The organism is Xanthobacter autotrophicus (genome assembly GCF_005871085.1).
Classification (GTDB): Bacteria; Pseudomonadota; Alphaproteobacteria; order Rhizobiales; family Xanthobacteraceae; genus Xanthobacter; species Xanthobacter autotrophicus.
In genome coordinates, this window is record NZ_VAUP01000031.1 from 120,947 (window position 1) to 135,825 (window position 14,879).

At 69.5% G+C, this 14,879-nt stretch carries 12 protein-coding genes; 4 read left to right on the forward strand and 8 right to left on the reverse strand.

All coding sequences use genetic code 11. The features are described 5' to 3' along the window. Positions 1–33: 33 nt before the first annotated feature. The 5 genes from infB to FBQ73_RS14605 all read right to left on the reverse strand — a co-directional run bounded on the left by infB (position 34) and on the right by FBQ73_RS14605 (position 7,373). Entirely contained in the window at positions 34–3,297 is a 3,264-nt protein-coding gene (gene infB / locus FBQ73_RS14585; protein ID WP_138400223.1) for a translation initiation factor IF-2, read from the reverse strand. Then, entirely contained in the window at positions 3,294–4,013 is a 720-nt protein-coding gene (locus FBQ73_RS14590; RefSeq protein WP_138400224.1) for an RNA-binding protein, read from the reverse strand. The genes infB and FBQ73_RS14590 overlap by 4 nt, the downstream gene beginning before the upstream one ends. Positions 4,014–4,040: 27 nt before the next feature. Next, positions 4,041–5,636 (reverse strand): transcription termination factor NusA, encoded by a 1,596-nt coding sequence (nusA, locus tag FBQ73_RS14595; protein ID WP_138400225.1) that lies wholly within the window; start codon positions 5,634–5,636, stop codon positions 4,041–4,043. Then, positions 5,636–6,502, reverse strand: coding sequence for a ribosome maturation factor RimP (gene rimP, locus FBQ73_RS14600; RefSeq protein WP_138400226.1), 867 nt, complete (start codon positions 6,500–6,502; stop codon positions 5,636–5,638). Before rimP ends, nusA begins: the two co-directional genes overlap by 1 nt. Before the next feature lie 355 nt (positions 6,503–6,857). Beyond that, a complete protein-coding gene (locus FBQ73_RS14605) occupies positions 6,858–7,373 on the reverse strand; it encodes a universal stress protein (protein ID WP_138400227.1) in 516 nt (171 codons plus the stop codon). 348 nt (positions 7,374–7,721) lie between these two features. Here FBQ73_RS14605 and FBQ73_RS14610 point away from each other — a divergent pair, with 348 nt between their 5' ends. After that, the gene (locus FBQ73_RS14610) at positions 7,722–8,171 is read left to right on the forward strand and encodes a GlcG/HbpS family heme-binding protein (protein ID WP_138400228.1); all 450 of its coding nucleotides are present in this window, start codon (positions 7,722–7,724) and stop codon (positions 8,169–8,171) included. A gap of 171 nt (positions 8,172–8,342) precedes the next feature. On the opposite strand, the gene FBQ73_RS14615 is transcribed toward FBQ73_RS14610, so the two are convergent. Further along, entirely contained in the window at positions 8,343–8,933 is a 591-nt protein-coding gene (locus tag FBQ73_RS14615) for a malonic semialdehyde reductase (protein WP_138400229.1), read from the reverse strand. Positions 8,934–9,309: 376 nt separating this feature from the next. On the opposite strand from FBQ73_RS14615, the gene FBQ73_RS14620 reads away from it, so the two are divergent. From FBQ73_RS14620 to FBQ73_RS14630, 3 genes are all read left to right on the forward strand, one after another. Beyond that, complete coding sequence (locus FBQ73_RS14620) at positions 9,310–10,593, forward strand: pyridoxal phosphate-dependent aminotransferase (RefSeq protein WP_138400230.1); 1,284 nt, start codon at positions 9,310–9,312, stop codon at positions 10,591–10,593. Then, a complete protein-coding gene (locus FBQ73_RS14625; protein WP_170218911.1) occupies positions 10,590–11,693 on the forward strand; it encodes an AbrB family transcriptional regulator in 1,104 nt (367 codons plus the stop codon). The genes FBQ73_RS14620 and FBQ73_RS14625 overlap by 4 nt, the downstream gene beginning before the upstream one ends. A gap of 179 nt (positions 11,694–11,872) precedes the next feature. Further along, entirely contained in the window at positions 11,873–12,283 is a 411-nt protein-coding gene (locus FBQ73_RS14630; protein ID WP_138400232.1) for a DoxX family protein, read from the forward strand. 300 nt (positions 12,284–12,583) lie between these two features. On the opposite strand, the gene FBQ73_RS14635 is transcribed toward FBQ73_RS14630, so the two are convergent. Both FBQ73_RS14635 and FBQ73_RS14640 read right to left on the reverse strand, forming a co-directional pair. Then, entirely contained in the window at positions 12,584–13,342 is a 759-nt protein-coding gene (locus tag FBQ73_RS14635; RefSeq protein WP_170218912.1) for a M48 family metallopeptidase, read from the reverse strand. 61 nt (positions 13,343–13,403) lie between these two features. After that, positions 13,404–14,825: a polyhydroxyalkanoate depolymerase gene (locus FBQ73_RS14640; RefSeq protein ID WP_138400234.1), complete on the reverse strand. Its 1,422-nt coding sequence runs from the start codon at positions 14,823–14,825 to the stop codon at positions 13,404–13,406. Positions 14,826–14,879: the final 54 nt, after the last annotated feature.

Here is a 14,879-nt window from a genome sequence, read left to right on the forward strand (position 1 = left end):
ACGGGAGAGGGGGTCGGCGACCTGTCGCCCGCCTCACAGCGAGCGCTGGATCACCTCGACGCGATAGCACTCGATCACGTCGCCCGCGCGCATGTCCTGGTAGTTCTCGAACGACATGCCGCAATCCTGGCCCGCGTGCACCACGTTGACCGCATCCTTGAAGCGGTTGAGCGTGGCAAGCTTGCCTTCGTGGATCACCACATTGTCGCGGATGAGGCGGACATGCTGGCCGCGTTCCACGTTGCCGTCGGTGACGGTGCAGCCGGCCACCTTGCCCACCTTGGAGACCGCGAAGATCTCCTTGATGAGGGCGTTGCCCAGCATGGTCTCGCGGTTGATGGGCGCGAGCAGGCCGCTCATGGCCTTCTTCACGTCATCCACGAGGTCGTAGATGATGTTGTAGTAGCGGATCTCGATGCCCGCCCGCTCGGCCGCGTCGCGCGCTTCCTTGTTGGCGCGCACGTTGAAGGCGATGATCGCGGCGCCGGAGGTTTCCGCCAGCGTCACGTCGCTTTCGTTGATGCCGCCCGCTCCGGAATGGATGATGCGGGCCTGCACCTCGTCGTTGCCGACCTTCTCCAGGGCGCCGATGATGGCTTCCACGGAGCCGGACACGTCGCCCTTGATGATGAGGGGGAATTCCTTCCGCCCCGTGGCCTTCACCTGGCTCATCATCTGCTCGAGCGAGCCGCGCACGGTGGCGGACCGGGCCGCCGCCTTCTCGCGCTTCTGGCGCTGGCGGTAGTCGGTGATCTCGCGGGCGCGGGCTTCGTTCTCCACCACGGCGAGGCGGTCGCCCGCCTCCGGGGTGCCGTTGAAGCCCAGCACTTCCACCGGCAGGGACGGGCCGGCGGTGTCCACGTTGGCACCGGTGTCGGAGATGAGGGCACGCACGCGACCCCATTCGGCGCCGGCCACCACGATGTCGCCGACCTTCAGCGTGCCGCGCTGCACCAGCACGGTGGCCACCGGGCCGCGACCGCGGTCGAGCTTGGCTTCCACCACGGTGCCTTCGGCCGCACGGTCCGGATTGGCACGCAGGTCCAGCAGCTCCGACTGGAGCGCGATGGCCTCGAGCAGCTTGTCGAGGTTGAGGTGCTCCTTGGCGGAGACCTCCACTTCGAGCGTATCGCCGCCCATGGTTTCCACCTGCACTTCATACTGAAGCAGCTCGGAGCGCACGCGCTCGGGCTTGGCGCCGGGCTTGTCGATCTTGTTGATGGCCACGATCAGCGGCACCTTGGCAGCGCGCGCATGATGGATGGCCTCCACCGTCTGTGGCATCACGCCGTCGTCGGCCGCCACCACCAGCACCACGATATCCGTCACCTTGGCGCCGCGGGCGCGCATGGCGGTGAAGGCGGCGTGGCCAGGGGTGTCGATGAAGGTGATCTTGCTGCCCGAGGGCGAGGTCACCTGGTAGGCGCCGATGTGCTGGGTGATGCCGCCGGCCTCGCCGGAGACCACGTTGGCCTTGCGGATGGCATCCAGCAGCGAGGTCTTGCCGTGGTCGACGTGGCCCATGATGGTCACGACGGCGGGACGCGGCACCAGGCTCTCCGGGGAGTCGGGCGTGTCGAACAGGCCTTCTTCCACGTCGGATTCCGAGACGCGGCGCACGGTGTGGCCCAGTTCCTCGGCGATCAGCTCGGCGGTGTCGGCGTCGATCACGTCGGTGATCTTCACCATCTGGCCCTGCTTCATGAGCATGCGGATCACGTCCACGGCCCGCTCCGACATGCGGTTGGCGAGTTCCTGGATGGTGATGGTCTCGGGCAGGATCACCTCGCGGAGGATCTTTTCCTTGCTCTCCTGCGCCCGATGGCCGGTCATGCGCTGGGTGCGGCGGCGGAACGAGGCGAGCGAGCGCTGGCGCTCGTCGTCGCCCGAGAGGGCGGTGACGAGGGTCAGGCGGCCACGCTGCTTTTCCTGGCCGGCGGGGGCGCGGGGCACCTTCACCGGGGGCGCGACGCGCGCACCGGGGCCGCGACGGGCGGCACGGCGTTCCTCGTCCTCGGATTCGGCGGTGCCGGCCGGACGCGGGGTCAGCGGCCGCGCGGTGGTGGCGGCAGCGCCCGCTCCGGCGTTGCCGCCGGTGGTCGTGCCGGCGCCAGCCGGACGGTTGCCCTGCTCCTCGCCGCCGAAGCGCTTGCGCGCTTCCTGCTCGGCGCGGCGCTTGCTTTCGTCTTCCTGGGCGCGGCGGGATTCTTCCTCGCGCTTGCGGGCTTCGGCGGCCTCGCGCTCGGCACGCTCGACGCGCTCGCGCTCGGCGCGGCGACGCGCCTCTTCCTCGGCGGCGCGGCGCTCTTCCGCCATGCGCCGCTCTTCCACTTCGCGGACGCGGGCGTCGGCGAGGGCGCTGGCGCGGGCGTTGCGCTCTTCCTCGGTCAGGGTACGCAGCACCACGCCGGAACCGCCGGGACGCTGCTGGGCGCCGGGACGGCCGGGAGGGCCGCCGGCACCGGGGCGGCGATCGGCGCCGGGACCGCCGGAGCGCGGCGGCTGGCCGGGACGGCCGGGAGGGCCACCGGCGCCGGGACGCTGGGAGCCCTGCGAGCCGGGACGGCTGGACGCACCGGCGGCGGTGCGCGGACCGTCGCTGCGGCCGCCCGTGGACTGGCCGGGACGCGATGCAGCCGGCTTAGCCTCGGACGCAGCCGGAGCTGCGGAGCGGGGCGCAGAGGTCTGGGGTGCGCTGGCGGGAGCCGCGGCCTTGGGCGCGGGGGCCTGAGGTGTGGGGGTCTGCGCCGCAGCCTGAACGGGCTCGGCCGGTGCCGCCTTGGGCGCAACCGGAGCCGGCTCGGCGACCGCCGGGGCGGGTACCTCGGCAACGGGAGCCGGAGCCGCAGGGGCCTCCACGGCCGGAGCAGCCGGAGCCTTCGCCTCGACGGGCGCGGGCGCCGCAGCCTGGGGCGCGGGGGCTTCCGCAGCCGGGGCCGGCGCCACGGGGGCGCTCACCGGTGCGGCTGCAGCCGGGGCCTTCGCCTCAACCGGAGCCGGGGCGGGCGCGACAGGCGCGGGAGCAGACGCCGCGGACGGAGCAGCGGCGGGCGCAGCCGGGCGCGGCGCGGCCGGTGCCGCTGCCGGAGCGGCCGGTGCCGCCTGCCCGGTACCCTGGCCGGCTGCTTCGCCGGGGGCGATGACGCGGCGCTTCACCTTCTCCACCACAACCGCCTTGGAGCGGCCGTGGCTGAAGCTCTGGCGCACCATGCCCTGCTCCACCGGGCGCTTCAGCGTGAGCGTCTTGCCGGTGGCGGGATGCAGCGTCTTGTCGCCTGGGGTCTTCGTATCGTTCATTCCGTATCCGTTCCTTGCATCCGATCGGGGACATGCGCGTGACCCTCGCCCTGCCCAGTCTCCTCGGTGCCGGACGTACCCGTCCGCCAGCGCAGGAGCTTGTGGCAGCGCTCGAGAAACCCTTCCGTCGTCGGATGCGCGAGCAGCGCCGCATGTACCACATTTGACCGCCCCAACGCCAAGTCCAATTCGATGCCGGTAAAGCAATCGACGCTGGAGACCTGGCGGGCGCCGGCGTTTTCGACCTGGCGCGTGAGGGCTTTGAGCTTGCGCACCCCGTCCGGGCGTGCGTCCTGGGCGTGCAGGAGAACCCGCACGTCTCCGGAGGCGAGAGCCGCCTCGACCTTGGTTGTACCCGTCACCACCTTCCCGGCCTTGTTGGCCAGGGAAAGAGCGCTGCGGGCGTCCTTGTCCAGTAAAGTATCGATGAGATCTGCAAGGTCGGGCGCCGTGGTGCCCTTGCCCTTGAAGGCGCGGCCGAAGACCTTGCGCTTCAGCGCGGTCTCAAGGTCGGCGCGGGTGGCGCTGATCCAGGCGCCACGTCCAGGCAGCCTACGGCCGATGTCCGGGACGATCGCGCCATCCGGCCCCACCACGAAGCGCAGCATGTCCGCGACCGGGGTGACCCGCCGGGTGGCAAGGCACAGGCGCGACAGAGGCGCCCGCGCCGCCGCAAGGCTGCGCAGTCCCTCGTCCGTCTCGTCCTCGACCAGCATAGCGGGCACCGTGGGTCATCTCCCGTCTCAGGCTTCAGCGGCGGCGGCGTCATCGCCATCCGCAGCAGGTTCGTCCGCCTCGATCCAGCCGGCGGCGACGCGGGCCTGCATGACCAGGGCCTCCGCGTCCTCGCGGGACAGTTCGAAGCCGTCCAGGGCGCCGGCATGGCGGATGGTCTCGCCGTCCTTGCGCTCGGTCCAGCCGACGAGGTCATCGGTGGCGCAGCCAGCGAGGTCCTCGACGTTCTTGATATCGTTCTCGCCGAACGCCACCAGCATCTTGGAGGTGACACCGGGCACGCTCTTCAGGTCGTCTTCCACGCCCAGCTCGGTGCGGCGGGCGTCGAGGGCGGCCTCCACCTCGGCGAGGTGCTTCAGGGCGCGGTCCTGCAGCTCGGTGGCGGTGTCCTCGTCGAAGCCCTCGATGGAGGCCAGCTCCGCAATGGACACGTAGGCAATCTCTTCCACCGAGGTGAAGCCCTCGGAGGTGAGCAACTGGCCCATCATCTCGTCGAGATCGAGGGCCTCGGAGAACATCTTGGTGCGCTCGGCAAATTCCTTCTGCCGGCGCTCGCTCTCTTCCTGCTCGGTCATGATGTCGATGTCCCAGCCGGTGAGCTGGGTGGCGAGGCGCACATTCTGGCCGCGACGGCCGATGGCCAGCGACAGCTGGGCGTCGGGCACCACCACCTCGATGCGCTCGCGGTCTTCGTCGAGCACCACTTTCACCACCTCGGCGGGGGCGAGGGCGTTGACGATGAAGGTGGCGATGTCCGGGTTCCAGGGGATGATGTCGATCTTCTCGCCCTGCAGCTCGTTCACCACCGCCTGCACGCGCGAGCCGCGCATGCCGACGCAGGCGCCCACGGGGTCCACCGACTGGTCGCGGGAGATGACCGCGATCTTGGCACGGGAGCCGGGATCGCGCGCCACCGCCTTGATCTCGACGATGCCGTCGTAGATCTCGGGCACTTCCTGCGCGAACAGCTTGGCCATGAACTGGGGATGGGTGCGCGACAGGAAGATCTGCGGCCCGCGCGGCTCGCGGCGCACGTCATAGACATAGGCGCGGATGCGGTCGCCGGTCTTCACCGTCTCGCGCGGCAGCAGCTCGTCGCGGCGCAGGATGCCTTCGCCACGGCCGAGGTCCACCACCACGTTGCCATATTCGACCCGCTTGACGAGGCCGTTCACCACGTCGCCGATGCGGTCCTTGAATTCGTCATACTGCCGGTCGCGCTCGGCCTCGCGCACCTTCTGCACGATGACCTGCTTGGCCGACTGGGCCGCGATGCGGCCGAAATCGAACGGGGGCAGGGTGTCGGCGATGGTGTCGCCCACCTGCGCCGCCGGATTGTGGCGCCGGGCGCCGTCCAAAGTGATCTCGGTGGCCGTGTTCTCCACCTCGTCCACCACCAGCAGGTGGCGGGCCAGACGCAGCTCGCCGGTCTTGGCGTTGATGTCGGCGTGGATGTCCGTCTCCTGGCCGTAGCGCGAGCGCGCGGCCTTGGCGATGGCATCTTCCATGGCGGCAATCACGATGCTGCGGTCGATGGACTTTTCCCGCGCGACCGCATCGGCGATCTGCAGCAGTTCCAGCCGGTTTGCGCTGACGGCAACCATCAGTGCGTCTCCTTCACGGTGCTGGCGTTGGCAGAGGAAGCGGCCGTTTCCAGGCCGGCCTTCTTCTTGGCGTTGGATTTCTTGGGTGAAGCCTTCTTGCCCTTGGCCTTGCGGCCGACGACCTTGTTGCCGCCGTCCTTGCGCGAGGGACCCTTGTAGGGCGCTGCAGGCTGGGCGGCCGCATCGGCCTCGACGAGGGTCTCGTCGTCGTCCTGGTCCTCGGCGTCCACGCCGGTGCCTTCCACGTCCTCTCCGTCCTCACCGTCGAGGAAGGCTTCCGCCTCCTCGTCAATGTCCTGGCCGGCGGCCTTGGCGGCGCGCAGGGCCTCGCGGATGAGGGCGTCCGTGAGCATGAGCTTGGCGTCGTGGATGTCGGCCACCGGCAGGCGCACGGTGGGTTCCTCCGTGGCCGGCGCATCGAGGCGGCGGACCACGGCGATACCGTCCTCGGCGCCGATCAGGATGCCGCGGAAGCGCTTGCGGCCGTCCACGGGACGGGCCATCTCCACCTTCACCTCATGGCCGGCCCAGCGGACGAAGTCCGACTGGCGCACCAGCGGCCGGTCGATGCCGGGGGAGGACATTTCAAGGCGGTAGGCGCTGGAAATGGGGTCTTCCACGTCGAGCACCGGAGACAAGGCGCGCGAGGCAGCCTCGCAATCGTCGATGCTCATGGTGCCGTCGGGGCGTTCGGCCATGATCTGCAGCGTGCCGCCGTCGCGGTTCGTCACCTTCACGCGGACAAGCCGGTAGCCGAGCGCGCCGAGCACGCCGGAGGCGATGGCGGCCACGCGGGCGGCCACCCCGGTTTCGGTGATGAGGCGCGGCTCGTTGGGATCGTCGAGCACGGCTTGGATCTCGGTCATGTCCCTCCAGGACAGCTGAACTGCGGCCGTTGTCGGCCGGTGGGCACGCGGCGGTTCGGCACCGGCGCCCGGATAGTGCACAAGAGACGAAACCGACCCGGTGGATTGGACCGTGTCATCCGTCTCCCAATTCTCCCCCTGCGGCCTGGCAGCGAACCTTCCGGCGAGGCCGGATAAGCAGAAACGGAGCGGGTCCCGGTGGGGGCCCACTCTCATCACCTTCGACTGCGATGGCGCTGAGGCATCCCTCATCGGGGACGGCGCTAATATAGACGGAAATGCCAAAGGCGCAAGCGTAGCGTGACGTCGTCCTTATCCCGGGCGAGGGGATGGCGCCGCCGCCGGGACACCGCCCTCAGGCGATGGCGTCCAGCTCGGCGTCGGTGAGCGCGCCGGGCACGATGGTGATCGGCACCGGGAACCGCGCGGCATGGCCGGCCGCCAGCACCGTGACCAGTGGGCCGGGGCCCTCCTTTCCGACGCCGGCCGCCAGCACCAGGATGGCGATGTCGCGATCCTCCGCGATCAGCCGGGCGATGGCTTCGGCCGGGGCGCCTTCCTTGACCACAAGATCGGGCGTGATACCGGCCACCTGGCGGGCGCGGGCGGCGAACTTCTGGAGCCGCGCCTCCATCTCCTCATGGGCTTCCGCGCGCATCAGGTCGGCGACGCCAAGCCATTGCTGGGCCACGCCCTCCAGCTCCAGCACCCCGAGCAGGACCAGGCCGCCTTGCGTGCCGGCAGCGCGGCGGGCGGCATAATAGATGGCGCGGTCGCATTCTGGGGTGTCGTCCACCACCACCAGGAACTTGCGGCGGTGGCCGGGCTCCCGGCTGCGGCGGGGTGTTGTTGGTTGCGGCGTTGTGGTCATGGCAGCAGCCGGAGGGGCGCGCGGGGCGCTTCGGGCGCCGGGCAGACCGGGGGGCGGGAAGGACGGCGCATTCAGAAGGCCCAGGTGAGCGCCACATGGGCGCGAAGAACCGGCAGACTGACCCATGGTGCCATGCCGGCATGGCCGAGGGGGAGGAAAATGTCGGCGTGGCCGATCGTGCCGGGGCACGGCACCGGGGGATTGGCGAGGCGGCGACGGCAAGACTGCATTGCCCGCGAAGGCCGTGCTTCGCGATTCAACCCCGGGCGAATCTGCTCTAAAGACGGGCCTTCCATTTCCGCAAGACAGGCGGCCGCGCGGGGCGCGCGCCGGCAAGGAGAGGCCCTCATGACCAGCACAGCCACCGATCTCACCCTGGAGGCGGCGCAGACCATCGTTGCCGCGGCCCTCGCCCACGCCCGCGCCGGCGCCATGAACCCGCTCGCGGTGTGCGTGCTCGATGCCCGCGGCGCGCTCAAGGCCTATGCGGCGGAAGACGGCACCAGCCTCAACCGCGGCGAGATCGCCCGTGGCAAGGCCAACGGCGCACTGGCGCTGGGCATGGGGTCGCGGTCCCTGTTCAAGCGGGCCAAGGACCAGCCCTTCTTCATCTCCGCCGCCACCGCCGCCATCGGCGGCTCGCTGGTCCCGGTGCCGGGCGGCGTGCTGATCCGCTCTGCCTCCGGCAGCATCATCGGCGTGGTGGGGATTTCCGGGGATACCTCGGACAATGACGAGGCGAGCGCCCTCGCTGGAATCACCGCCGCCGGCCTCGTGGGGGATCCCGGCCAGGACTGAGGACGAAAAAAGGCCCGGAGGGTCGCGCCGGGCCTTTTAGGGTATCGCGTCAGTTTGAAGCCGAGTGCGGCCGCTCCCGAAGTGCGGTCCGCTCCCTCCCCCGCAAGCGGGAGAGGGTTCGCACCGTGCCGGTCGACAGCCGGCTCTCAAGACCGCGCGGCCCTTTTCCGCTCAGACGATCTGCGCGGCGTCGGCGAAGGCGAGGCGCGGCAGGCGGGGCATCACCTTGGAGGCGTCGCCGTGGCCGATGGCGGCGATGAAATTGGTCTTCACCGTGCCGCTGGGGAAGAATTCCGCATCCACCTTGGCCGCGTCGAAGCCGGACATGGGGCCCACATCCAGCCCCAGCGCCCGCGCCGCGAGGATGAGATAGGCGCCCTGCAGCGAGGAATTGCGGAAGGCGTGGGGCTCGATGGCCGCCGGATTGTTCACGAAGATGTCGCGGAAGCCCGGATTGTGCGGGAACACCTCGGGGATCTTGTCGTGGAAGGCGAGGTCATAGCCGATGATCGCGATGACCGGCGCGGCCAGAGCCTTCAGGTTGCCCTGCGACAGGGCCGGGCGCAGGCGCTCCTTGGCCTCGGGGCTGGTGACGAAGACGAAGCGGGCGGGCTGGGTGTTGGCCGAGGTGGGGCCATACTTGACCAGATCGTAGAGGGCGCGGATCTCCGCCTCGGTCACCGGCTGGTCGGTCCAACCGTTCTGCGAGCGGGCTTCGAGGAACAGGCGGTCGATGGCGGCCTGGTCGATCTTGCTGGTCATGGCGAAATGTCCTTGGGGCAATCGGGGCGCGGCGCGTGCCTGGGCCCGCGCGCATCGGGGAAGCATCGCCAACGACGTAGGACGACGCGGGCGTCGCTACAATGGCCCCGCTTGCAAGCGGGCTCTTGCAGCACTGCACGACGGCTGTCATCAGCGCGTCTGATCCCTCCCCCACCGCAATTGATGGGTGCTTCCCCGTCGAAGCCTCTATAAGACCACCGGCTGATGAGGGGGTCTCATCGGCCGGTGGCTTTGAGTCCGTGCGGTCCCTGGGTGATGCCTCCCGGCATCGCTTGAAGACCGGGACCGAGGGTCCAAGTCGCCGCCTGTCCCGATGTCGCCGCCTGTCCCGATCGCCCCGTTCCGCGAGCCTGCCATGAATTCGCGTGCGTTCCCTGCGCCTGAAGATCCCTCCGCCCATTCTGCATCCGCCCACCTGCCGCTGACGCCCGTCGGCGCGGGGGAAGACCCCTATCTGGAGCGGGTGCGCGACCATATCCGCACCCTGCCCGAGAGCGGCATCGTCGAGGTGATGAACTACGGCCGCGACCGGCCCGGCATGATCCCGCTTTGGGCCGGGGAGGGGGATGTCGCCACCCCGCCCTTCATCTGCGAGGCCGCCGCCACCGCGCTGCACGCCGGCGAGACCTTCTACACCTGGCAGCGCGGCCTGCCGGAACTGCGCGGCGCCATCGCCCGCTATATGGCGCGCACCTATGGCGTTACTGAAAATCCGGACCGCTATTTCGTCACCGGCTCGGGCATGCAGGCGATCCATATCGCGCTGGCCATGGCGGTGGGGGCCGGGGACGAGGTGATCATTCCCTCCCCGTCCTGGCCCAATGCCGCCGCCGCGGCGCAGAAGGCGGGGGCGCGGCCGGTTTACGTGCCCTTCGCCTACGGCAAGGACGGCTTCAGCCTGGACCATGAGCGGCTGGCGGAGGCCATCACGCCGCGCACCCGCGCCATCTTCCTCAACACCCCGGCCAATCCCACCGGCTTCGTGGCCACCCACGACGACCTCAGGGCGGTGCTGGCGCTGGCCCGCCGGCACGGTCTGTGGATCATCGCCGACGAGATCTACGGCCGCTTCTATTATGGCGACGCGCCCCGCGCCCCCTCTTTCCACGACGTGATGGACGAGGGTGACCACATCCTGTTCGTGCAGACCTTCTCCAAGAACTGGGCCATGACCGGCTGGCGCGTGGGCTGGATCGAGGCCGACCCGCGGCTCGGGCAGGTCATCGAGAACCTGATCCAGTATTCCACCTCCGGCGTCGCCGCCTTCATGCAGCGCGGCGCCGTGGCGGCGCTTGATCAGGGCGAGGATTTCGTCGCCGCGCAGATCGCCCGCGCCCGAAAAGGACGCGACCTCGTCGCCGACGCGCTGATCGCCACCGGAAAGGTGGACCTGGTGAAGCCGCCCGGCGCCTTCTACCTGTTCTTCGGCATCGAGGGCCGGAGCGACGTGCGCAGCCTCGGTCTCACTTTGGTGGACGAGGCCAACGTGGGCCTTGCCCCCGGCACCGCCTTCGGTCCCGGCGGGGAAGGTTTCATGCGGCTGTGCTTTGCCCGGGGTGATGCCCAGCTCGCCGAGGCGAGCCGCCGCCTCGTGGCCTGGCTTCAGGGAGACGGGCTCACGGGAGCAGGCGCGGCGTGAGTTCGCTCGCCTATCAGTTGCGGTCGGCCGTCGCGGCGGCGGTGACTTTGGGGGCGGGCGCCCTCGGCGGCGGCGTGTTCGCCGCCCTGGGCCTGCCCGCGGCCTGGATCTCCGGCGCGCTGGTGGTATCCATCGCACTTGCCGTGGCGGGGGTGCGGATCGCGGTGCCCGAATGGATCCGCTTCCTCGCCTTCATCGTGCTCGGCACCTCCATGGGCACGGCGCTGACGCCGGAAACCTTCGCGCGCGCCGCCACCTGGCCGGTCAGCATGGCGTGCCTTGGGGCCAGCGTGCTCGCCACCATGGCGGGGGGCGCCCTGTTCCTCAATCGCGTCGCCGGCTGGAGCCGGGAGACCGCTTTCTGGGCCTCCGCCCCTGGCGCCTTCGGCACCGTGGTGGCCATGGCGGCCGACACCAATGCGGACCTGCGCAAGGTGGCGTTCGCCCAGGCCCTGCGCCTGTTCCTGCTGGTGGCGGCCCTGCCCAATGTGCTGGGCGCCGCAGGGCTCACGGCCGGCGGCCTGCCGCCGCCGCCCCATGTGTCGACGGCGCTGGAGGTGGTGATCCTTCTCGCCGTCTGCGTCACCACCGGCCTGGGCGCGGCATGGCTGAAGGTGCCGGGCGGGCTCATCCTCGGTGCGCTCGCTGGCAGCGCGGCGCTGCACGCCACCAGCCTCTCCAGCGCCGTGCTGCCGCAAGCCTTCATCGTGCCGGCCTTCGTGGTGCTGGGGGCGAGCGTGGGGGTGCGCTTCCTCGGCACCACGCTGGGCACCATCCGGGCCTATTTCTTCGCCTCGCTGGGCGCCTTCGTGGTGGCGGTCAGCATCTCCACCCTGTTCGCCCTGCTGGCGGCGTGGCTGACGGGGGATGATCTCGGCAAGCTCGTCACCGCCTTCGCCCCCGGCGCGCTGGAGGCCATGACCGCGCTGGGCTTCGCCCTCGGCTACGACCCGGCCTTCATGAGCGCCCACCACCTGTTCCGCTTCGCCGGACTGTCGGTCGCCTTGCCGGTGGCGGCACGGCTGCTGTTCGCTGTGGTGGAGGAGGCGAAAGAGGTAACGCGGCACGTGGCGCCGACGGACGGCGAGCACACGAAATAGTGTTCCGCAACGTTAGTCCGGCGCTTGCCCCGCTACCGCTTCCTCGCCAAACAGGTTCGGCCTTCCCTGCGGGGGTGGTGCGGCGGTATTGCGCCTCGCGGCTCCTTGTGGGGCGGGGAACGGTGCCGTGGTATTGGCTGGCGGGTGCGTCGGACGACGCCGGACTCTGGAGGTTGGGTTTGCGGATACTCGATGATTTGGCCCTTCTGGCCGGCCGGCTGCTGATGGCATCCCTGTTCCTGCCCGCGGGCATCGGCAAGATCAGCAAGGTGGCCGGCTTTGCCGCGAGCCTTGCCGCCAAGGGCGTACCCATGCCGACCCTGATGGCCTATCTCACCATCGCGGTGGAAATCGGCGGCGGCCTGCTGCTGATCCTCGGCGTCATCCCGCGCATCGTCGCGGTGGTGCTGGCCGGCTTCGTGGTGATCGCCACCGCCACCTCGCATGTGTTCTGGACGATCGCGGACCCGGGCGCCGCGGCGGGCCAGCAGATCCATTTCTTCAAGAACGCGGCCATCATGGGCGGTTTGCTGTTCTATTTCGTCGCCGGCCCGGGCCGTTTCGCTCTCGGCCGCAAGGAATGGAACTGAGCGCCCGTTTGACAATGCGCCCGGGTAGGGGATTGCAGCCCTCGCACGGGCTTTATCACCGTCATGCCCGGGCTTGACCCGCAAGTCGGCCGTTGACGACGTGCGTCCCTGAGAACGGAACTCGCAAACGTGCGGGTTCCGACCACCCTCGCGCGGGGTCTGGGAGCAATCTTGGTGAGATTTTCCAAGCGGTTAGGCGCGGATGCCCGGGACAAGCCCTGGCATGACGGAGTGATCGCGCCTTTGCCCTTTTGAATGTCAAAATAGGCTCCAAGCGGGGCGCACGTCCCGAGTGGGGGTCTATTCGCTGCCGTAGCGGTGCAGGTCTGAGCCGTGGCGGCGCAGCCAGGCCTCCGCCTCGCGGCGGTTGGGACATACCTGCTCCACCAGCCGCCAGAAGCGCGGACCGTGGTTCATCTCCAGCCGGTGGGCGACCTCGTGGGCGGCCAGATAATCCTGGACGAAGGCCGGCGCCATGATCAGCCGCCACGAGAACGACAGGTCGCCCCGCGCCGAGCATGAGCCCCAGCGGCTCGCCGTATCCCGCAGGGTGATGCGGCCCACCTCTACCTTCAGCGCGGCTGTATAGGTCTTGACGGCGGCGCCAAGCGCCTGCCGGGCCTCGCGTTTGAGGAAATCCTGCACCCGGCGCGCCAGATGGGGGGCCTCGCCCGCCACATGCAGGGTGGGGCGGCCGTCCGCATCCGGCGCCACCCAGACGGTACCGCGCGCCTGCGGGCAATGGATGACGCGGTGGGGCGTGCCGTGGAGCGGAATCAGCGCACCAGGTTCGAACAGCACCTTTTCCGGCAGCCGCACGAGGCGCACGCGCACCCATTCGCGCTGGCGCTGCACGAAATCGCGGGCGAAGGCGAGGGGCACGTGGGGCGGGGCGGTGAGCGTCACGTCCCGCGCGGCGGCCCGCACCCGGAGGGTGAGCCGGCGCGCCTGGGCATTTCGACGTACCGCCACGCGCAGCGGCCCGTCATCAAGCATCAGCTCGATCCATTCGGCCGCCTGCGGTGCGGGCGGCTTTCGGTCCTGACGGCGAAACAGCATGGGGGCAACCGGGGCGACGTTACCTCCGTATCTTCCCCTCAATTGCTTCGCCCTGCCAGTGCTAAGTCGGAGCAACCCGGGGATAAAAGGCGGTCACCTTGTTGTTGAGGGCGAACACGTCCGGCCCGTCCTCCACCGCCTCGGCGGCCGGCCGCGCAGTGGGGGCCTGAGCGGTGGCGCCGCGGGGCAGTTCCTGGGACAGGATGAAGTCCGCGATGCGCGGGGCGATCTCCGAGCGGAAGCGCGAGCCGTTGAACACGCCGTAATGGCCGACGCCCGGCTGCTCGTAATGGGCGCGCTTGTCCTCGGGAATGCGCGGGCAGATCTTGTGCGCCGCCTTGGTCTGGCCGATGCCGGAGATGTCGTCCTTCTCGCCTTCCACCGTCATCAGCGCGACGCGGTGGATGGCGTCGGGCTTCACCACCTGGGAGTGGTGCATGATCTCGCCCTTGGGCAAGGCATGGGTGATGAACACGTTCTCAACCGTTTCAATATAGAACTCGGCCGTGAGGTCCATGACCGCGAGATACTCGTCGTAGAAGTCGCGATGCTTCTCGGCCGAATCACCGTCGCCCTGCACCAGGTGGTGGAACAGGTCCCAATGGGCCTGCAGGTGGCGGTCCATGTTCATGGACATGAAGCCGTTGAGCTGCAGGAAGCCGGGATAGACCTCGCGCATGGCGCCCGGATGCGACCACGGCACGGTGGTGAGCACGGTGCGCTTGAACCAGTCGATGCCGCGATCCTTGGCCATGGCGTTCACCGCCGTGGGCGCCTCGCGGGTGTCGATAGGGCCGCCCATGAGGATCATGGACTTGGGCACGAAGGGGTCTTCCTCCGCCTCCATGCGCGCCACGGCCATCATCACCGGCACCGCCGGCTGGCACACCGCCATCACGTGGCAGTCGCCGCCCATGCGGTGGAAGATGGAGATGAGGTAGTCCACATAATCCGACAGGCTGAACCGCCCCTCCGTGAGGGGGACCAGCTTGGCGTCCACCCAGTCGGTGACATAGACGTCGTGGGTGGGCAGCATGGCTTCCACCGTGCCGCGCAGCAGCGTCGCGTGGTGGCCGGACACCGGGGCCACGATGAGCAGGCGCGGCTGCGGCTGGCGCGGCGGATATTCGAACGCGCGCTCGAAATGCAGCAGGTTGCAGAACGGCCGGCGCCACACGGTGTTCACGTGCACTGGCACGCTCTGGCCGTTCGCGACGGTATGGGTGATGCCCCAGTCCGGCTTGCCGTAGCGCCGCGTGGTGCGCTCGAACAGCTCGCAGGCCGCCGCCATCGACTTGCCGAGAGTGGTATGGGAAACCGGATTGATGGGATTGTTGAGGACCGCCCGGCTGGCGTCCGCCATCGCCCGCGACGGGTTGAGCGCAGCGTAACCCATCTCGTACATCCAGTAGAGCGGGGTCGAAAGGCCGACGTCACCCTGGCGTGGTAAACGCAGCGCGCTCGCGAACTCACCGATTGCCATCTGCGCTCCTCACGATTAGTGCGCTCCATTACGGTTGGCGCCTTTTCGGAAACG